Source organism: Aquabacterium sp., from assembly GCF_049274795.1.
Taxonomy (GTDB): domain Bacteria; phylum Pseudomonadota; class Gammaproteobacteria; order Burkholderiales; family Burkholderiaceae_C; genus Aquabacterium.
This window is the reverse complement of the sequence record NZ_JBASTH010000014.1, coordinates 1-17,906: the sequence shown is the minus strand read 5'-3', so window position 1 is coordinate 17,906 and position 17,906 is coordinate 1. Positions and strand designations below refer to the sequence as shown.

Genomic DNA, 17,906 nt, shown 5'->3' with positions numbered 1-17,906 from the left:
ACTCAGAAACCGTGGCCGCAATCGGTGCAGAAGCGCGAGGCCCGGGGCATCACACTGCCACAACCTGGGCAGCTCTTGTGCGTGCTGGCCATGTCGAAGCCGCATTCATGGCAGAAACGCCCACCGCCGGAGGGCGTCTGGCAGTTCGGGCAGGCCAGGGCGCCGCCGCCACCTTGCCCTTCATCGTAAGCGCCGCCATAGCCCGCGGAGGCCGAACCCGGTCGCACCTGCTTGTTGATGCAGGTCTTGCACAGGCCGCGCTCCTCGTTCCAGCATTCTTCACAGGCCTGGTTGCGGCACTCCGAACACTGGGTGAAATAGCGCTGTGCCTGGGCCTGCGCCGCCTCGAAAGCCTCCTCATGGGCCGCCCGCCCACCCGCCATCGACATGGCGCTGGTGGCCTTGCCCGCCTTGTTGAGGTCGGTCATCAGGAAGGTCAGCCGCGTGAGCCATCCCGTGAGCTGCCCCATGCGATGAGGCTTGAACGGGCTGCGCCAGTTGAAGTCGCAGCACTGGCAGTAGAACTCGAACTGGAAACCCGCGCCGACGTCGCTCGCCGTGCTGCTCAAGTCTCGGTAATTCTTCATCCGGATCATGGTCGGGCCCTGGTGTGGTGGCTGAGGGTGGCTTACTTCTTCTGTGGGTGCTTCTTCAGGTACTCTTCGATGATGTCGATGATGTCCTGCTTGGTGAAGCGGGGCTCATCATCTCCTGGGCTGCCGCTGTCCACGGAACTCAGGCGCGCAGGCTCGGATTGCTCGATGCCTGGCGGCGTGATCAGCGAAAAGACCTTCTGCCCCTTGTTGCCGTGGTCGCTCTTGTAAAGCACCTCGATCTTGTCGTAGGTCAGGGTCCAGTCCTCGTCCAGCACGACCTCCATGTCGTCGGTCTTGACATTGAGCTTGCAGGACATCAGACGCACGCTGGTCAGGGCGAGCTTGAGCTCGACTTCCCTCTGCATGCGCTGACGGATGGTGAGCGTGGCCCTGGCACTGGTCTGCCCGCTCTTGAGCAGGTTCATCATTGGCACACTGGCGCTGTCCACCGCCTTGGATATCTCCAGCATCTTGCCTTCGGCTTGGCGATCCTCATTCTTGCCGGTGGGCGACTGATCGGCCAGTTCCATGCCCCAGGCCCAGTCGAACAGCTCGATCTCGCCCTTGTGGCCTTCGGCCTGAGAGTCGCCGGTCACCCCCGTCAGCGCCAGGTAAACCTCTGCGTATTCCATCGTTTGCCTCCGTCACCTCATTGATCAGACCATCCACACCGGATCAGGCGAGCGTCTGGCTTTGCACATCGCACTGGAAGGTGCTGCACTTGGGTGTGTAGCGGCCATTCACGTCGACCTCGAACACCTTGATGTTGAGCTTGGAGTAGCGGATGGTCAGCTCTTCCTGCAAGACCATGGCCTTGCCGTCGCTGACCAGATCCAGGTCGATCTCTTCAATGTAGCCGTCAAGCAGCTCCAGGATGAAGGCATTCCTCAAGCCCCCATCGGCCTTGCCCGAGGCAAAGCCGTGCGCCACTGTGATGGCCGCCGACTTGACGCGTTTGCGCTCCCGCATGGCGGTCATCAGGGTGACGGACGCCGCATCGAAGCGTTTGGTGACGGACACCGTTTCACTGTTGACACGCCGGGTCACCGTGCGTGAAGCCCCCGTGCCCTTGATCACGTCATGGCCCTTCATCGACCAATCGAAGTCGGCCAAGATGATCTGGCCTTCGTAGCCGGCCACTTCGCTCTCACCGATACCGTCGGTACCCAGGCCGTCGATCGAGATCTTCAGGAATATCTGGCTCCAGCCCATGATGCACCACCGTGAAGGTTAACTGGCTGACGGCAAGCCGTCGACACAATGAACAAATCCGGGAGCCCCTCGATATGAGGAAGCCCCCGGACCGCGTCATCCGCAAGACCGTGCTTACTTGATGATCTTGTTGGCGGCGATGTCCCACTCGAACGGCATGTCGCCGCCGAGCTTGCCCTTGTTGTCCTGGGGCTTGTAGTTGATGGCGATGGACTTGGACACCATTTCGACGTCCTGGCTCACGCCGCCGTCTTCGCCGCCCTTGGTCGAGACCTTGGTGGTGAACACGTCCTTCATGATGATCTGGAAGAACTGCTTGGGCAGACCATCGGCATCGCCGACCTGCTTACACATCACGACTTCGACAGTGGCGAAGTGCACGCCCTTGACGATGTTGCGCATGATCGTGGGCGAGGCCTTGTCGAAGTAGTGCGAGAAGCTGAACACGCCGGGCGTGGCCTTGCCCACGGCCGCGCCGCCACCCTTCAGGAAGCTGGACTCGGCTTCGATGTCCCAGCTCCAGTCACCGATCTCGATCCAGCCTTGGTCGCCATGGAAGTTTTCCTGGAACGACTCGCCCTTGTCGACGCCTGCGAATTTGATGAATGCATTACCCGGCATGATTGACTCCTAGTTGGTCAGTGTTAACGAATGATGGCTTGATCAGCCCTTCTTCTCAGAAGGCAGTTTGGAGACAAGCCGCAGAGAAACCGTGAGGCCCTCAAGTTGATAGTGAGGTTTGAGGAAGAACTTCGACGAGTAGTAGCCGGGAGCGCCTTCCACCTCTTCCACCACCACCTCGGCCGCCGCCAGGGGGCGTTCGGCTTTGGTGACTTCGGTCGAGTTGGTCGGATCCCCGTCCACGTAGTTCAAGATCCAGTCGTTCAGCCATGAGGCCATGGCGTCGCGGGACTTGAACGAACCCACCTTGTCCCGCACGATGCACTTGAGGTAGTGAGCAAAGCGGCAGGTGGCAAAGAGGTAGGGCAGACGCGCCGCGAGTGCCGCGTTGGACGTGGCATCGGGATCGTCGTATTCGGCAGGCTTTTGCAGCGACTGGCCACCGATGAACGCCGCGAAATCGGAGTTCTTGCGGTGGATCATCGCCAGGAAACCGTTCTTGGAGAGTTCGGCCTCGCGACGGTCGGAGATCGAGATCTCGGTGGGGCACTTCATGTCCACGCCGCCGTCGTCGGACGGGAAGGTGTGCGTGGGCAGGTTCTGCACCGCGCCGCCGGACTCGACACCACGGATCCGCGAGCACCAGCCGTATTCCTTGAAGGAGCGGTTGATGTTGGTGGCCATGGCGTAGGCCGCGTTGGCCCAGCCGTACTTGCTGTGGTCGCCGCCGTTGGTTTCTTCTTCGAAATCGAATTCTTCGACGGGGCTGGTCTTGGCACCGTAGGGCAGACGCGCCAGGAAGCGCGGCATGCACAGACCCAGGTAGCGGGCGTCGTCGGATTCGCGCAGCGAGCGCCAGGCGGCGTATTCGGGCGTCTGGAAGATCTTGGTCAGGTCGCGCGGATTGGCCAGTTCCTGCCACGATTCCATCTGCATCACGGCCGGGCTGGTGCCCGACAGGAAGGGGCAGTGGGCGGCCGCGGCGATCTTGGCCATCTCACCCAGCAGTTCGACATCGGGCGGGGTGTGGTCGAAGTAGTAGTCGCCCACGAGGGCGCCGAAGGGCTCGCCACCGAACTGGCCGTACTCTTCTTCGTACAGCTTCTTGAACAGGGGGGACTGGTCCCAGGCCGTGCCCTTGTAGCGCTTGAGCGTCTTGGCCAGATCCTGCTTGCTGATGTTCATCACGCGGATCTTGAGCTGCTCGTCGGTCTCGGTGTTGTTCACCATGTAGTGCAGACCGCGCCAGGCCGACTCCAGCTTCTGGAAGTCTTCGTGGTGAATGATCAGGTTGACCTGCTCGGAGAGCTTCTTGTCGATCGCGGCGATCATGGCCTCGATGGACTTGACCGCATCGGCGCTGATGATGTTGGTGTGCGCCAGAGCCTGCTGGGCCAGGATCTGCACCGCCTGCTCGACGGCACCCTTGGCTTCGTCGGTCTTGGGCTTGAATTCCTTCTGCAGCAGCGAGGTGAATTCGTTGCCTTCGAGGGTGACGCCTGCCAGCGCCGAGCTTTGTTGCTGTTCAGCCATGTGTATTTACTCCTGAACTTATTGCTCGTCAGCCGGTTTGGCAGTGGCCGTCAGCGACTGCAGCAGCGACGGGTCGTTCAGCACCTTGTTGATCAGTTCTTCGGCACCGGTCTTGCCGTCCATGTAGGTGATCAGGTTGGACAGCTGGGTACGGGCCTCCAGCAGCTTGTTCAGGCCCTCGACCTTGCGCGCCACGGCGGCCGGCGAGAAGTCATCCATGTTCTCGAAGGTGATGTCCACGGGCAGGTTGCCTTCACCGGTGAGGGTGTTGGGCACCTGGAAAGCCACACGGGGCTTCATGGACTTCATGCGGGCGTCGAAGTTGTCGACGTCGATCTCCAGGAACTTGCGATCGGCCACGGCGGGCAGGGGATCCTCGGGCTTGCCCGACAGGTCGGACATGACGCCCATCACGAAGGGCAGCTGCACCTTCTTTTCGGCGCCGTACAACTCGACGTCGTATTCGATCTGCACGCGGGGCGCGCGATTGCGCGATACAAACTTTTGTCCGCTCATGGAATGACTCCGTTTCAATGACCGTTAAGCTCAACGAACCACATTACAACACCGGCGCGAGGCCGTGAGACCCCTCTAAAGGGGTCCCTAAATCTTAGGGGGACCCCAAAAAGGGCTCAATAACCACCGCCGCCTCCGGCCACGGTATCGGGATCCACCCCCATGATCCTGGCCACCTCGCCCAGCGCATCGGGCGCCAGTTCTTTGACGAGTTCCAGGAAGTTCTTGTCGATCAGGCGCTGGGCGCGACGCAACAGCAACTGAGCCGGGCTGGTGGGCTCGGTGCGCTCCAGGTACTGGCACACCAGGTCGATGGCCTTGATCGCATCCTCGCGGGAATCGATCGAATCACCCAGGCCGCCGCCACGGCTGCCCCGACGCGGTGCACTGCTGGACTCGTCAGCACCGCTGTCGCCACCACCCAGGTCGCCCAGCAGGCTGTCGAGGTCCAGGTCGTCGCCGCTCTCCGCGCCGCCCTCCTGGGGCGTGACACGCACCAGTCCGGCCACCATGTCCTTGAGCGTGTCGCACGACGGTGCACGTCCGTAGCCGACGCGGTCCTGCAGCAGGCTGATCAGGGCGTCGAGTTCGCTGGTCGTGCGCTGGCCCAGGTCCTTGAGCGTGTCGTCCTCGGCGATGGCCGCGCCCAGCATCTGCTCGACCGAGCTCGCGCTCATGGGCGACTCGTCCTCGCGTGCCGGGATCTTCTCCAGCGCCACTTCGATGTCGCGCACGGTGAGCTGGCCCACCGCGCGGCTGCGGAACACCAGCGACTGGCGGACATCGCCCAGCAGGCCGGCACTGTCTTCAAGTTGCGACAGCACGTTCAGGCGGGCGTAGGGATCGCCATCATCCGGATCGGGCTTGGGATGCACGTCATCCCAGTAGCGCTCCAGCAGCTCGCGCAGCAGCCGCAGGGTATGCGGCAGGGACGACAGCCCCTCGCGATGCAGCAGGGCACGCCCCCACAGAATGGCCACGCGGATGTCGCGGGTGCGGCTGAAGAGCTCTTCAGCCTTGTCCTTGACACCACCCCAGTCGGGCGGCTCGGCAGACGAGAACTGGGTTTCGGGCTTGCCTTCGGCAGCCTTGTTCAGCTCGAGGAAATCGTTGTCGTATTCCAGGTCTTCGCCACAGGAGGGATCTCCCAGTGGCTCCAGCCAGGCATCGACTTGGGCAGCGCTGTCACTCATGGTTGGCCGTGCTTGATGGTTGGATGGCAAAAATGCGTTGGGAACCGCTGGACTGTAGCGCTGCGTTGTGAACATGCCTTGGTGGCATGGCTCGCATGGTGTGGTCAGCCCGGCAGAGGGTCAATCCTACGGTTTAGGAGACGAGCCCCCACGGACGCGACTGGGCAGGAAACAACAGCCTGAAAAAAGCACCCGCAGCACCCGCCCTTATCCGGCGATCTGGCCGGCGTACGGCTTCTACAGTGGCGCTTTCCGGCCCACGTCAAACGCCAAGGAGCACGCCATGCCCTCGTTGAACCTTCTTCTGCGCTGCGCCCCGCTGCTGCTGTCCACCGCCTTGCTGTCTGGCGGCCTGATGACCTCGGCCCAGGCTGGCGAAGCGTATGGCGCCGTGGGTTTTCCCGGGGTGCTGGGCGGCTATGCCCAGACCGTCAACGAGCACCTGGTGTTGCGGGCTGACTACGCCACCCTGGGCAGCCACAACAAGGACGGCGAGCGCGAAGGCATCAACTACCGGAGCAAGCTCAAGCTGGCCCGCGTAGGGCTGTTCGCCGACTACTTCCCGGCGCGCGGCAGCGGCTTTCGCCTCACCGGCGGCCTGACCGTCAACGACATGTCGCTCAAGCTGCGCTCGAACATGCCCGCCGGCAGCACCATCAATGTGGGCGGCGTCAACTACATCGCCACCGGCAACGAGTACCTGAACGCCGACGTGAAGATCCCCAAGGTCACCCCCTACGTCGGTATCGGCTGGGGCCACCACCGGCGCGAGCCCGGCTGGGGCCTGATCGCCGACCTGGGCGTCTCCATCGGCAAGGCCAAGCTGGACGTGGACACGAACCTGGCCTCCTATGGCGTGCAGCAGGCCGACATCGACCGCGAGGTGCGTGACCTGCGCGACGACGTGGCCAAGGTGCGCGTGGTGCCCCAACTCAGCCTGGGTGCCAGCTACCGCTTCTGAACGATCGCAAAGCCACCGCCCTTCGGGGCATGGATCCCGCGCCGGGCGACCTCCCTGCCCGGCCGGCCACCTGGGCCTTGCCATCGGTCACCGTTGGGGGGCAGACACACCAGGTTTTTCCTTGCGCAGGCGGGTCGGCGGATCATTCCACCGGCCCGTTTTGCCTTGAATGGCACACGCGGCACGCACCACCCCCGGGATTCCCCGGATCAAGAGGTTTCACGTGTCGCCGACATAGTGCCCATGGCAGTAATAAATACATCCAAGAAGCACCTGACCGTGGTGGGGGCGCCGGAGGCGATCCACGGTGTCTCCACAGAAGCCCCGGGCGGCCTTTCGCCGCAGGGCGCGGCGCCTGCCGTGGCGCCACCGCCCAGCCAGGCGCCACACCCCGAATCACTGCGCCCCGCGGGCCCCCTGGCGCGCCTGATCCTGGGCCATGACTGGAAGCAGCGCCTGCGCACACGCCGCTCATTGCGCGGCGCCCTCAGCTACGCCGTCTTCGCCGTGCTGATCAACCTGGCGGCGCAGCAAGGCTGGTTGCCCCAGGGGCCCGTGCTGCAGGTCACTGCGGTGACGATGGCCATGACGGTGGTGTTCTACGCCCTGCTGCGCAGCGGGCTGAACCGCCAGTTCGCCGACCCGGCGCTGACCATGCCGCAGATGCTGCTGCCGGCCACCATTACGGCCTGGATGTACACCTTCGGCGGGCCGCTGCGCGATGTGGTGCTGGTGCTGCTGGCCCCGGTGCTGCTGTTCGGCTTCCGGCACCTGCGGCCGGCCAAGGTGCGGCTGCTCAGTGGCTACGTGCTGGCCCTGATGGGTTGCGTGATGATCTGGCTGGTGCACCATGACCCGAAGGCCCACGACATGGGCAACGAGCTGCTGCGCTTCATGCTGGTGGCCGTGGTGGTGGTCACCTTGTGGCAGTACACGGCCAGCGACACCGAGGAAAGCTCCGGCGTGCTGCACGCGCTGGGGGTGATGCTGTTCACCCACGACACCAAGCAGCGCCTGCGCATCCAGCGCTACATGATGGCGGCAGCCAACTTCGTGATCTGCACCATCGTGCTGGCCTATGCGGTGAGCACCGGCGCCGTGAGCGAGGCCTCCGGCTGGTGGCTGGGCTGCTTCATGATGGCCAACGTGGGGGTGTTCTACGCCCTGCTGCGCAGTGGCCTGAACCTGCATTTCGCGGATCCGTCGCTCACGCTGCCGCAGATCATGGTGGCGCTCGTCTGCGTGGTCTGGTCCTACGCGATCCTGGGCGAATCACGTGGCGCCGCGCTGATCCTGCTGGCCCTGATCCTGATGTTCGGCATGTTCAACCTGACGGCCAAGCAGACACGGATGGCGGCGTTCTTCGCACTGTGCGCCCAGGGGCTGACGATGCTGTTCATGGCCACCCTGGCGCCCGAGCGCTTTCCGGCGCGCCAGGAGATGGTGAACTTCCTGTTCGCCTGCACCTCGCTGCCGACCATTTCGGTGCTGTCAGGCCAGTTGAGCACGCTGCGCCACCGCCTGCAATCGCGCAAGGAAGAACTGGCCGAGGCGCTCTCACGCATCCAGACACTGGCCACGCGTGACGAGCTCACGGGGCTGTTCAACCGCCGCCACATGATGGAGACGCTGTCGTTGCAGAAGAAGTTCAGCGACCAGGGTGGCAGGATTTTCTGCATCGGCATCCTGGACATCGACCACTTCAAGCACGTGAACGACACACACGGCCACGGCGTGGGCGACGAGGTGCTGCGGCACTTCGCGCAGCAGGCACAGTCGGTGATGCGCGATTCGGATGTGATCGCGCGCTGGGGCGGAGAGGAGTTCCTGCTGATGCTCACGGACTGCAGGCTCGACCAGGCCGAAGCCGGCCTGGAGCGCCTGCGCGAGGTGATCAACGCCGCGCCCATGTCGGACACGGTGGCGGGGCTGCGCGTGACCTTCTCGTCCGGGTTGACCGAGCAGCGCTACGAGGAAACGCTGGACCAGACCATCGAGCGCGCCGACCAGGCGCTCTACCGCGCCAAGCGGGGCGGGCGCAACCGGACGATGGCGAGCTGAGAGGCGAGCCGCTGGCGGCCCCTGCCCTGCCGCTCAGGTGGCCTCGGGCGCCAGTGCCTTGAGCAACCAGTCGTTGAGGTCAGCGACCTCTTCCGGGCAGACCGAATGCGGCATGGCGTAGTCGTGCCATTCGACCTTGTAGCCCAGGCCGGTCAGCGCCTCGCGGGCCTGCTGGCCACGGGCGATGTTGACGATGTCGTCGTGGCGGCCATGGGCCATGAACACGGGCACGTCGGCATTGGCCGTGCTGCGCTCCGCGGCCAGCGTGTCGGCCAGCGGCAGGTAGCCCGACAGGGCGACGATACCGGCCAGACGATGGCCGTGGCGCAGACCCGCCAGCAGGGACATGGCACAACCTTGCGAGAACCCCATCAGCACGGTGCGTGAGGCCGGAACACCGCGGGCCTGTTCGCGCGCGAGCAACGCCTCGATGTCAACCACGGACTGGCGCAGGCCGGTTTCGTCTTCGGGGCCACGGCCGCCCATGGCCAGGATGTCGTACCAGGCACGCATGGGATAGCCGCCGTTGATGGTGACGGGGCGCACGGGCGCGTTGGGGAACACGAAGCGGATCGGCCCGATGCTGGAGAGGTCCAGTTCGTCGCAGATGGGCACGAAATCATGGCCGTCGGCGCCCAGGCCGTGCAGCACGATGATGGTGGCGGCGGGCGGAACGCCGGGGTCGGGGTCGATGTCGAGGGTCTCGAGTGGCATGGTGCGGGTCTGTTGGCCGGCGGCAACGGCCGCCGATGGCCTACATGCTAACGGGCTCTTCCACTGGTCTTCTCGTGCCCCTGTTCAGCCGCAAGCACCTCACATGCTCGTCAACGGAAGAACACCTCGTAAGGCCGCAGCACGCGGGCCAGCGTGGCCGCGGGCAAGGCGCACCCCATCTGGCTGGACGGATCCGGACGGGTCTGGGTGGCGAAGGCGCGGGCCGCCAGGCGCTTGCGCTGCTCCAGATCGGGTGACAGCGGCAGGCGGCACGCACGGGCCCAGGGCAGACGCGCATCACCCGGGCGCGCCCAGTGCCAGGCGCTGATGGGCATCTCCAGCAAGGTGGCGCCCACCTGGGCGCACGCGGCGGCGCAGGCGCGGCCGGTGGCCTCGTGATCCGGGTGCCCGTCATGGCGCCAGGTGGTGATCACCACATCGCTGGGTCGCAACTGGGGCACCAGCGCCCAGGTCATGGGCGCTTCCAGATCGGCAAGGTGGCCATCCGGCAGGCCCAGGCGGTGCAGCTGGATGCGCGACAGCCCCAGCAGCGCCAGCGCCCGCACGGTTTCCATCGGGCGCTCCTGCGCCAGGCGCTCCGGCGTCCAGCGGCGTGAGCCAGGGTGGCTGGCCGCACCATCGGTGACCGGCACCACCAGCACCTCGCGGCCCTGGCGGGCCAGCAGGGCCATCAGCCCGCCTGCGCCCAGCACCTCGTCATCCGGGTGAGGCGAGACGATCACAGCGCGTCGCCCCAGGGGCACCAGCGTTTCGACCGTGACGGGCGGCAAGGCGCCCAGGTGCTGGCATTGCCGCCACGCTGCTTCAGGCGTGCCGCGGCCCTCCAGGCGCACCGGCGCAGTCATCTGCACAGGCCGGGCGGCCGCCGCAGATTCGAATCTTTCCAACACGACAGCCATGCGCCTCTCCCGATGCAGCCAGGGTTACCGAACCCGGGTGATCTTCGCGGGCGCATGTCATCTTGCCCATCAGCCGATGGTGCATGCGCGTGTCGGGCATGTCCTACACCGCCCTACACGCATGCACCGTCTGGATCACAGCGTGGCGCGCAGAAAGCGTTCGAACTCGTCGGCGGGCATGGGCTTGGCGAACAGATAACCCTGCCCGTGGTCGCAGCCGACGCTGGCCAGCAGGGCGCACTGCTCGGCGGTCTCCACCCCTTCGGCAATCACCGTCATGCCCAGGTCATGGGCCATGGCCACGATGGCGCGGCACAGCACCATCGCCGTCGAGCCGGGCTTGAGATCGCGCACGAAGGCCTGGTCGATCTTCAGGAAGTCGATCGGGAAGTGCTGCAGGTAGGACAGCGAGGAGTAGCCGGTGCCGAAATCATCCAGCGACAGCGCCATGCCCGCATCACGCAGGGATTGCAACTGGCGTGACAGCTCGTCACTGGAGTCCAGCAACAAGCCCTCGGTGATCTCCACCGACAAGGCATTGCCCGGCAGCCCGATGGCATGCAGGTGATCCGCCCAGTCCAGCCGCGGCGCGTCGCTGTCACGGAACTGCAGAGGCGACTTGTTTACGCTGACCTGAAAGTCCGCATGAAAGAGCGAGCGCCAGCGCAGCACCTGGCCCGCCGCCTGGCGAAAGGCCCAATCGCCGATCTCATCGATCTGGCCGCTGGATTCGGCGATGGGGATGAACACCGCCGGGCCGACCGGGCCCAGCACCGGATGGCGCCAGCGCAGCAGGGCTTCGGCCTTGTGCACCTCGCCCGTGGCCAGCGTGACGATGGGCTGGTAGTGCACGCTGAGCTGGCCATCGCCGAGCGCGGTGCGCAGGTCGGTGGCCACGCGCATGTGCAGGCGGGCCGCGGCCTCCATCTCGGCCGTGAAGTGGCAGAAGCGGCGGCGCCCCGCGTCCTTGGCGGCGTACAGGGCCTGGTCGGCCTGCTTGAGCAGGGCTTCGATGTCGGTGCCGTCCTGCGGGGCCTGGGTGATGCCGATGCTGGCCGATACATAGGCGCGCTCACCGCGCAAGCGGAAAGGCTGCACCAGCAGGTCGATGATCTGGCGGGCCACGTGGTCGACACGCTCCATGTCGCACACGCGCGGGATCACCACGGTGAACTCGTCACCGCCCAGGCGCGCCACGGTGTCCGAGTCGCCCACGCACTGGCGGATGCGGCGCGCCGCTTCGGTCAGCAGCAGGTCGCCCAGGTCATGCCCCAGGGTGTCATTGACTTCCTTGAAGTGGTCCAGGTCGATGAACATCAGCGCCACGACATGGCCATCGGCCGCACTGGCAGCCAGAGCCTGCTCCAGTCGTTGGCGCAACAACTGGCGATTGGGCAGGCCGGTCAGGCTGTCGTAGTGCGCCTGCTGCCAGATCAGCGCCTCGGCCTTCTTGCGCTGGCCGATGTCACGGGCCACCCAGGCGGCGTGGCGGGCTTCGCCCTGCTCGTCCAGGATGGGGGTGATGTCCTGCTCCAGCCAGAAGGCACCGCCGGCGCGGTCGTGCACCACCAGCTCGATGCGGATGGGCTCTCCGGCGCGCACGGCCTGGTCGATGCGCTGACGGTCCTCGGCCGCGGTGTCCGGCCCGTAGAGCAAGGCATGGGGCTGGCCCAGCACCTGTTCCCGCGCGTGGCCGGTACGACGCAGGAAGGCCTCGTTGGCAAAGACGATGCGCGAACCCGCCGGGCTGTCCGGCTCACGCAGGGTGATCATCACCAGGTCGTTGATGCGCGCTGCGGCCGCGCTGGTCAGGTGCAGCTCCTGGTTGGCCAGGCTCAGCGAGTCGGCGATCTGCCGGTGGCGTGTCAGGCTGCGGTCCAACCCGGCCAGCAACGCCGCGCACGACAGCGTGATCATCGCGCCCACGAAGGCGAAGTTGACCGTGACCACCGTCCACTTGACCAGGGGCTGATCATCGAAGCCCGGCGTCGGAAAGCGCGCATCGACCAGCCAGCCCAGCACCAGCAGCGTGAGCGCGCTCACCACCAGCGCCAGCAGCGCGGGCCGCATGCCCAGCAACAGGGCCGCCATGGCCGGGAAAGCCAGCAGGTAGATCTGGCTGACTGGCCCCACCGTGAGCATCAGCCACAGGCCAACCATGTACATCAGGCCCAGCAGGCTCCAGGCGCGCAGGCGGTAATCCAGCGTGCGGCGGCGCCACACGAAAGCCACCCAGGCCAGGGCCAGCACATCCATCACCGCCACGGAGGGGTGCCCCTGGTGGAAGGCCAGGATCGCACTGGGCACCGCGGCCACCGAGCCCAGCACCAGCACCACCGCCAGGATGGTCGACAGCAGACGCTCGCGCCAATGGCGCATGTCCATGGGCATCTGACGGTCGACCGTCAAGGTCTGATGGATCGATCGGAACACGCTCAACGACAGCCTCTTTTCGTGCGTGCGTGGCGCCGCTCGGGGGTGGACGCGTGGCATCGGGCACGTGCAACCCGGGTGCCAAAGCGGCGCCTACGTCGTTATCGGCGCCCTGTGCGGGCCATTAACCCCACGCTCTACTCTGGCTTGCAAGCAGCGCCATCGTTTTAAGACGACTGGTCATATAGTTTGCCCATGCCCCGCACCGCCGACCCCACCGACATCCCGCGCCGACTGGCCGAGGCCGGCTATGCCCTGTTCCAGCAGAACGGCTACAACGCGACCGGCATCCAGCAGATCACCGACCAGGCCGGCGTGCCCAAGGGCTCGTTCTACAACCACTACGAGAGCAAAGAGGCCTTCGCCGCCCAGGTGCTGCGCAACTACGGCAAGTGGATGGCCGCCGCCTGGAACGCCAGCCTGAAAGATGCGCCTGCCTCGCCGCTGGGCACCCTGCACCACGTGTTCGAACAGTTCACCGCCCACCACGAAGGCCAGGGCTGCCAGGGCTGCCTGGTGGGCAACTTCGCCGCCGAGGTGGCCGAGGCCAGCGAGCCCTGCCGCATCGAGCTGGCCACGGTGCTCGATGACTGGCGCGAACGCATGGCCGGCCTGATCGAGCAGGCCCAGCAGGCCGGCGAACTGCGCCGCGATGTCGATGCCCGGACCCTGGCCAACTTCTTCTGGGACGCCTGGGAGGGTGCCGTGCTGCGCAGCAAGATCGTGCGCAACGTGCAGCCCCTGCGCGATGTGATCCGCCTGCTGCTCGACGACTTCTTCCTGCCGTGAGCCCAGGGCCACGACACCACCAGTTCGCTCCCACCACCCCGATCCAAGAAATACCCAGGCGGCTTCTCCCGAGGAGGCCGCCCGGCTTCCTGCCGCCTTGTCGACCCCGATCAAAGCGGCTTTCACCACCCGTCCGATTTACGACCTCAGTCACACCGGAGTTTTCGAATGGCCAACCAAGAGCAAACCCAAGAGCCGCTGTTCCAGCCCTTCAAGCTGGGCAACATCACGCTGTCCAACCGCATGGCCATGGCCCCGCTGACGCGCAACCGCGCCGAGGCCGGCAACGTGCCCGGCCCCATGACCATCGAGTACTACGCCCAGCGCGCCTCGGTCGGCCTGATCATCGCCGAGGCCACCCAGGTGTCGGCCCAGGCCCAGGGCTATGTCGCCACGCCCGGCGTGCACTCGCCCGAGCAGATCGCCGCCTGGCGCAAGGTGACCGATGAAGTACACGCCCGCGGCGGCCACATCTACCTGCAGATGTGGCACACCGGCCGCATGTCGCACACGGCCTTCCAGCCGGGCGAGCAAGCCCCCGTGGCGCCCTCGGCCATCCGCGCCCAGGCCAAGACCTTCATCCCCGGCCAGGGCTATGTGGACACCTCCACGCCCCGCGCGCTGGAGACCAGCGAGATCGCCGGCATCGTCGCTGACTTCCGCTCCGCCGCCCGCCAGGCCATCGAGGCCGGCTTCGACGGCATCGAGGTCCACGGCGCGCACGGCTACCTGCTGGACGCCTTCCTGCGCGACGGCTCCAACAAGCGCACCGACCAATATGGCGGCTCCATCGAGAACCGCTCGCGCTTCCTGCTGGAAGTGATGGCCGCCGTGATCGCCGAGATCGGCGCCGACAAGGTAGGCGTGCGCCTGTCGCCCGTCTCGCCCGTGAACGATTCGAACGAGAGCAATCCGCAGCCCCTGTTCGAACACGTGGTGCGCGAACTGGAGAAGTTGAAGCCCGTGTACATCCACGTGGTCGAAGGCCACACCGGCGGCCCGCGTGACAACGCCCCGTTCGACTACGAAGCCATCCGCAAGCTCTACAGCGGCGTCTGGATGGTGAACAACGGCTACGACAAGGCCATGGCCAACGAGGCGATTGCCAGCGGCAAGGCCGATCTGGTGTCCTTCGGCCGCCTGATGATCACCAACCCCGACCTGCCCCGCCGCTTCAAGGAAAACGCGCCGCTCAACGAGCTGTTCAAGGACGCGCCCCTGTACGGCGGCGTCGGCCCGCACGGCTACACGGACTATCCGGCCCTGGCCTGAGCCCGTGAACAGATGATCAGCTAAAGCGCGGCACCGGTGGCGCTCAAGCCACCAGCCGCGCCAGCAAGGGCGTCAGCAGCACCAGCACGACGCCCGAGAAGATCATCACCAGGCTGGAGATGGCGCCCTGCTGAGGGCCCATCTGCCAGGCCTTGGCAGTGCCCACGCCGTGGGCGCCCGCACCGAAGGCCGCGCCTTCGGACACCGGGTGGCGGATGCCCGCCCACCACAGCCAGCCCTGCCCCACCAGCATGCCGAACACGCCGGTCACCAGCACGGCCAGCACCGCCAGTTCGGGCTGACCGCCCAGCGCCTGAGCCGCCGGCATCGCAAACGGTGACGACACGGAGCGCGGCAGTAAGGTCAGCATCACCTCGCGTGGCAGATCCAGCCACAGCGAGAGCAGCCAGGAGCTGCCCACGCCCACCACCACACCGGTAACCACGCCCGCCGCCAGCGTCAGCGGGTAGCGCGCGATCACATGGCGCTGCTGGTAGATCGGCAGCGCGAAAGCCACCGTGGCCGGCCCCAGCAGCCAGGTCAGCCAGCGTGATTGCGACCAGTAGGCCTCGTAGGTGGTGCCCGTGGCCAGCACCAGCGCCAGCAGCACGATGGGCGTCACCAGGATCGGCGACAGCCAGATGCGCGGGCGGCGCAGGAACAGGCGCTTGGCACCCACATAGAGCAGCACCGTGGTCAGCAGCCAGACCAGGCCGATCCACAGCGGCGTCGCGGCCGGCAAGGCGGGATGGCTCATCGCTGGGCCTCCGGCAGCTCGGGCAATCCCTTCGCGCCGCGCCCACCTTCCCAGCGGATCGCGCGCTCGACCACGGCCGCCACGGCGAGCATCACGCCCAGCGTGCCCAGCACGATGATCGCGGCCAGCTTCAGGCCGGTCCAGCCCAGCAGCTCCGGGTGGTTCAGCACGGCCATCAACGGCGGCGTGAAGAACAGCAGCATCTCGCCGAGCAGCAGCTTGGCGCCCGCATCGATGCGCCCATGGGGCAGCCAGCCGGCCAGCATCAGCGCCGTGACCACGATCAGGCCCACCACGCCGCCAGGCAGCGGCAGGTGCAGCAGCCCGGCCACCGCATCGCAGGCCCACCACACGACAATGAAAAAGCCCGCCTGGATCAGGGCGGGCACGGCGGTCGAGGGCTTGAGCATGGCAGGCAGGTACTACGGTCAACGCTCAATTCTAAGTGTTTACCCCAAACCCAGGGAGCGTCCTCGGGCATGTCCTCAAAGCCCAGGCCACCAGCGGCACGCCCCTCGCCAAAGACGACGCCCGCCCGTAGACTTTGCTGCAACGCAACAAGCACGGGGCGGCATGGCCAGGAAGGCAGCGACGTCGAACAAGGCACCCAGCACGCTCGCGCCTGTGCGTGTCGACCTGGCCCTGCAGGGCGGAGGTTCGCATGGCGCCTTCACCTGGGGCGTGCTCGACCGCCTGCTCGACGAGACCTGGCTGGAGCTGGAAGGCATCTCCGGCACCTCGGCCGGCGCGATGAACGCGGCCGTGATGGCCAGCGGCTGGGCCCCCGGTGGCCGCGAAGGCGCCCAGGCCGCCCTGGCCGACTTCTGGGGCCGCGTGGCCGATGCCGCGCTGCTCAGCCCCTTGCGGCGCGGCCCGCTGGACATGATGCTGGGCCGCTGGTCGCTCGATTCATCGCCCTTCTACCAGGCGCTGGACCTGGCCGCTCGCCTGTGGTCGCCCTATGACCTGAACCCGCGTGGCGCCAACCCGCTGGCCCGCATCATCGAGGCCACGGTCGATTTCGAGGCCGTGGCCACGTCGCCGCTCAAGCTCTTCGTCACGGCCACCAATGTGCGCACGGGGCGCGGCCGGGTCTTTCGCAACGCGGAGCTGAGCCCCGACGTGCTGCTGGCCTCGGCCTGCCTGCCCAGCGTCTTCCATGCGGTCGAGATCGATGGCGAGGCCTACTGGGACGGCGGCTACGCCGGCAACCCCACGATCACGCCGCTGGTGCGCGACTGCGGCGCCGACGACACCATCCTGGTCCAGATCAACCCGGTCGAGACGGCCGGCCTGCCGCGCGGCGCCCGCGAGATCAACGACCGCATCAACGAACTCTCGTTCAACGCGCCGCTGCTCAAGGAACTGCGCATGATCGCCGTGCTGCAGCAGGTGGCCGACCCGGGCCACAGCGAAGGGGCGCTGTGGGCGCGCATGCGCATGCACCGCATCGACACCACGGCCATGGACACGCTCAGCGCCTCGTCGAAGATGCTGGCCGAGTGGCCCTTCTTCTGCATGTTGCGCGACGAAGGCCGGCACGCCGCCGACATCTTCCTGCTCGAACACGGCGGCGACCTGGGCCAGCGCTCCTCGATGGACCTGGCCGCCTTGCTGGAAGGGATCTGAAAGATGGGATTGCTGGGCATCGTGATGGGGCTGGGCCTGCTGGCCTGGCTGTCGTACCGCGGCTGGAGCGTGCTGGTGCTGGCGCCTGCCGGGGCCCTGGTGGCCGCGGCCTTCTCGGGCGAGCCGTTGCTGGCGCACTGGACGCTCACTTTCATGACCGCCGCCGCCGGCTTCATGGCGCAGTTCTTCCCGCTGTTCCTGCTGGGCGCCATCTTCGGCAAGCTGATGGACGACAGCGGCGCGGTGCAGGGCATCGCCCGCTGGATGACCGAGACGCTGGGCACCGAGCGCGCCATGCTGGCCGTGGTGCTGGCCGTGGTGCTGGCCGGGGCGCTCGTCACCTACGGCGGCGTGAGCCTGTTCGTGGCCTTCTTCGTGCTGGCGCCCATGGCCCAGGCCGTGTTCCGCGCGGCGGATCTGCCGCAGCGCCTGATGCCTGCCGCCATCGCGCTGGGCACCTCCACCTTCACGATGACAGCCCTGCCCGGCACGCCCGCGATCCAGAACGCGATCCCCATGCCCTTTTTCGGCACCACGGGTTTTGCGGCGCCCGGCCTGGGCGTCATCGCCGCGGCCGTGATGCTGGCCTGCGGCCTGTGGTGGCTGGCCCGCGCGCAGAAGATCGCGCGGCTGGCCGGTGAAGGCTACCGCCCGGGCTCCCGGCCGCAGGCCACGGCCGACGACCCACTGGTGCGCGAG

The 17,906-nt window shown here is 66.5% G+C and carries 18 protein-coding genes; 6 read left to right on the top strand and 12 right to left on the bottom strand.

The window, feature by feature from the left end:
* Nucleotides 1-2 precede the first annotated feature (2 nt).
* The 7 genes from WAQ08_RS01710 to tssA form a co-directional block, all read right to left on the bottom strand.
* Nucleotides 3-587, bottom strand: a complete 585-nt coding sequence (locus WAQ08_RS01710) for a double zinc ribbon domain-containing protein (protein WP_422188906.1) — start codon at nucleotides 585-587, stop codon at nucleotides 3-5.
* A 41-nt stretch (nucleotides 588-628) separates the two neighbouring features.
* The gene (locus tag WAQ08_RS01705) at nucleotides 629-1,228 is read right to left on the bottom strand and encodes a type VI secretion system tube protein Hcp (protein WP_422188905.1); all 600 of its coding nucleotides are present in this window, start codon (nucleotides 1,226-1,228) and stop codon (nucleotides 629-631) included.
* Between the two features lie 43 nt (nucleotides 1,229-1,271).
* Complete coding sequence (locus WAQ08_RS01700) at nucleotides 1,272-1,808, bottom strand: type VI secretion system tube protein Hcp (protein ID WP_422188904.1); 537 nt, start codon at nucleotides 1,806-1,808, stop codon at nucleotides 1,272-1,274.
* A 114-nt stretch (nucleotides 1,809-1,922) separates the two neighbouring features.
* Complete coding sequence (locus tag WAQ08_RS01695; protein ID WP_422188903.1) at nucleotides 1,923-2,429, bottom strand: Hcp family type VI secretion system effector; 507 nt, start codon at nucleotides 2,427-2,429, stop codon at nucleotides 1,923-1,925.
* Between the two features lie 42 nt (nucleotides 2,430-2,471).
* Entirely contained in the window at nucleotides 2,472-3,962 is a 1,491-nt protein-coding gene (tssC, locus tag WAQ08_RS01690; RefSeq protein ID WP_422188902.1) for a type VI secretion system contractile sheath large subunit, read from the bottom strand.
* 18 nt (nucleotides 3,963-3,980) lie between these two features.
* Nucleotides 3,981-4,478 carry a type VI secretion system contractile sheath small subunit gene (gene tssB / locus WAQ08_RS01685; RefSeq protein ID WP_422188901.1) on the bottom strand — a complete coding sequence of 166 codons (498 nt, stop codon included), beginning with the start codon at nucleotides 4,476-4,478 and terminating at the stop codon, nucleotides 3,981-3,983.
* Between the two features lie 116 nt (nucleotides 4,479-4,594).
* Nucleotides 4,595-5,671, bottom strand: coding sequence for a type VI secretion system protein TssA (gene tssA, locus WAQ08_RS01680; RefSeq protein WP_422188900.1), 1,077 nt, complete (start codon nucleotides 5,669-5,671; stop codon nucleotides 4,595-4,597).
* Nucleotides 5,672-5,954: 283 nt separating this feature from the next.
* On the opposite strand from tssA, the gene WAQ08_RS01675 reads away from it, so the two are divergent.
* Both WAQ08_RS01675 and WAQ08_RS01670 read left to right on the top strand, forming a co-directional pair.
* Entirely contained in the window at nucleotides 5,955-6,632 is a 678-nt protein-coding gene (locus WAQ08_RS01675) for a hypothetical protein (protein ID WP_422188899.1), read from the top strand.
* A 243-nt stretch (nucleotides 6,633-6,875) separates the two neighbouring features.
* On the top strand, nucleotides 6,876-8,693 hold the full coding sequence (locus tag WAQ08_RS01670; RefSeq protein ID WP_422188898.1) for a diguanylate cyclase: 1,818 nt from the start codon (nucleotides 6,876-6,878) through the stop codon (nucleotides 8,691-8,693).
* Nucleotides 8,694-8,726: 33 nt separating this feature from the next.
* On the opposite strand, the gene WAQ08_RS01665 is transcribed toward WAQ08_RS01670, so the two are convergent.
* The 3 genes from WAQ08_RS01665 to WAQ08_RS01655 all read right to left on the bottom strand — a co-directional run bounded on the left by WAQ08_RS01665 (nucleotide 8,727) and on the right by WAQ08_RS01655 (nucleotide 12,760).
* Nucleotides 8,727-9,407, bottom strand: coding sequence for an alpha/beta hydrolase (locus tag WAQ08_RS01665; protein WP_422188897.1), 681 nt, complete (start codon nucleotides 9,405-9,407; stop codon nucleotides 8,727-8,729).
* 110 nt (nucleotides 9,408-9,517) lie between these two features.
* Nucleotides 9,518-10,327: a PIG-L deacetylase family protein gene (locus WAQ08_RS01660; RefSeq protein WP_422188896.1), complete on the bottom strand. Its 810-nt coding sequence runs from the start codon at nucleotides 10,325-10,327 to the stop codon at nucleotides 9,518-9,520.
* A 135-nt stretch (nucleotides 10,328-10,462) separates the two neighbouring features.
* A complete protein-coding gene (locus tag WAQ08_RS01655) occupies nucleotides 10,463-12,760 on the bottom strand; it encodes a putative bifunctional diguanylate cyclase/phosphodiesterase (RefSeq protein WP_422188920.1) in 2,298 nt (765 codons plus the stop codon).
* Nucleotides 12,761-12,955: 195 nt separating this feature from the next.
* Here WAQ08_RS01655 and WAQ08_RS01650 point away from each other — a divergent pair, with 195 nt between their 5' ends.
* Together WAQ08_RS01650 and WAQ08_RS01645 are read left to right on the top strand one after the other, a co-directional pair.
* A complete protein-coding gene (locus tag WAQ08_RS01650; protein WP_422188895.1) occupies nucleotides 12,956-13,549 on the top strand; it encodes a TetR family transcriptional regulator C-terminal domain-containing protein in 594 nt (197 codons plus the stop codon).
* Nucleotides 13,550-13,717: 168 nt separating this feature from the next.
* Nucleotides 13,718-14,821, top strand: coding sequence for an alkene reductase (locus WAQ08_RS01645; RefSeq protein WP_422188894.1), 1,104 nt, complete (start codon nucleotides 13,718-13,720; stop codon nucleotides 14,819-14,821).
* Nucleotides 14,822-14,864: 43 nt separating this feature from the next.
* On the opposite strand, the gene WAQ08_RS01640 is transcribed toward WAQ08_RS01645, so the two are convergent.
* Nucleotides 14,865-15,578, bottom strand: a complete 714-nt coding sequence (locus WAQ08_RS01640; protein ID WP_422188893.1) for an LrgB family protein — start codon at nucleotides 15,576-15,578, stop codon at nucleotides 14,865-14,867.
* Entirely contained in the window at nucleotides 15,575-15,988 is a 414-nt protein-coding gene (locus tag WAQ08_RS01635; protein ID WP_422188892.1) for a CidA/LrgA family protein, read from the bottom strand. Before WAQ08_RS01635 ends, WAQ08_RS01640 begins: the two co-directional genes overlap by 4 nt.
* Nucleotides 15,989-16,151: 163 nt before the next feature.
* On the opposite strand from WAQ08_RS01635, the gene WAQ08_RS01630 reads away from it, so the two are divergent.
* Together WAQ08_RS01630 and WAQ08_RS01625 are read left to right on the top strand one after the other, a co-directional pair.
* A complete protein-coding gene (locus WAQ08_RS01630) occupies nucleotides 16,152-17,207 on the top strand; it encodes a patatin-like phospholipase family protein (protein WP_422188891.1) in 1,056 nt (351 codons plus the stop codon).
* A gap of 3 nt (nucleotides 17,208-17,210) precedes the next feature.
* Nucleotides 17,211-17,906: SLC13 family permease (locus tag WAQ08_RS01625; RefSeq protein WP_422188890.1), on the top strand; the 696-nt coding region annotated here is incomplete at its 3' end.

Excerpts from the sequence above, each read along its gene's own strand:
- WAQ08_RS01710 (WP_422188906.1), bottom strand. The coding sequence starts at position 587 with ATGAAGAATTACCGAGACTTGAGCAGCACGGCGAGCGACGTCGGCGCG.
- WAQ08_RS01705 (WP_422188905.1), bottom strand. The coding sequence starts at position 1,228 with ATGGAATACGCAGAGGTTTACCTGGCGCTGACGGGGGTGACCGGCGAC.
- WAQ08_RS01700 (WP_422188904.1), bottom strand. The coding sequence starts at position 1,808 with ATGGGCTGGAGCCAGATATTCCTGAAGATCTCGATCGACGGCCTGGGT.
- WAQ08_RS01695 (WP_422188903.1), bottom strand. The coding sequence starts at position 2,429 with ATGCCGGGTAATGCATTCATCAAATTCGCAGGCGTCGACAAGGGCGAG.
- tssC (WP_422188902.1), bottom strand. The coding sequence starts at position 3,962 with ATGGCTGAACAGCAACAAAGCTCGGCGCTGGCAGGCGTCACCCTCGAA.
- tssB (WP_422188901.1), bottom strand. The coding sequence starts at position 4,478 with ATGAGCGGACAAAAGTTTGTATCGCGCAATCGCGCGCCCCGCGTGCAG.
- tssA (WP_422188900.1), bottom strand. The coding sequence starts at position 5,671 with ATGAGTGACAGCGCTGCCCAAGTCGATGCCTGGCTGGAGCCACTGGGA.
- WAQ08_RS01675 (WP_422188899.1), top strand. The coding sequence starts at position 5,955 with ATGCCCTCGTTGAACCTTCTTCTGCGCTGCGCCCCGCTGCTGCTGTCC.
- WAQ08_RS01670 (WP_422188898.1), top strand. The coding sequence starts at position 6,876 with ATGGCAGTAATAAATACATCCAAGAAGCACCTGACCGTGGTGGGGGCG.
- WAQ08_RS01665 (WP_422188897.1), bottom strand. The coding sequence starts at position 9,407 with ATGCCACTCGAGACCCTCGACATCGACCCCGACCCCGGCGTTCCGCCC.
- WAQ08_RS01660 (WP_422188896.1), bottom strand. The coding sequence starts at position 10,327 with ATGGCTGTCGTGTTGGAAAGATTCGAATCTGCGGCGGCCGCCCGGCCT.
- WAQ08_RS01650 (WP_422188895.1), top strand. The coding sequence starts at position 12,956 with ATGCCCCGCACCGCCGACCCCACCGACATCCCGCGCCGACTGGCCGAG.
- WAQ08_RS01645 (WP_422188894.1), top strand. The coding sequence starts at position 13,718 with ATGGCCAACCAAGAGCAAACCCAAGAGCCGCTGTTCCAGCCCTTCAAG.
- WAQ08_RS01640 (WP_422188893.1), bottom strand. The coding sequence starts at position 15,578 with ATGAGCCATCCCGCCTTGCCGGCCGCGACGCCGCTGTGGATCGGCCTG.
- WAQ08_RS01635 (WP_422188892.1), bottom strand. The coding sequence starts at position 15,988 with ATGCTCAAGCCCTCGACCGCCGTGCCCGCCCTGATCCAGGCGGGCTTT.
- WAQ08_RS01630 (WP_422188891.1), top strand. The coding sequence starts at position 16,152 with ATGGCCAGGAAGGCAGCGACGTCGAACAAGGCACCCAGCACGCTCGCG.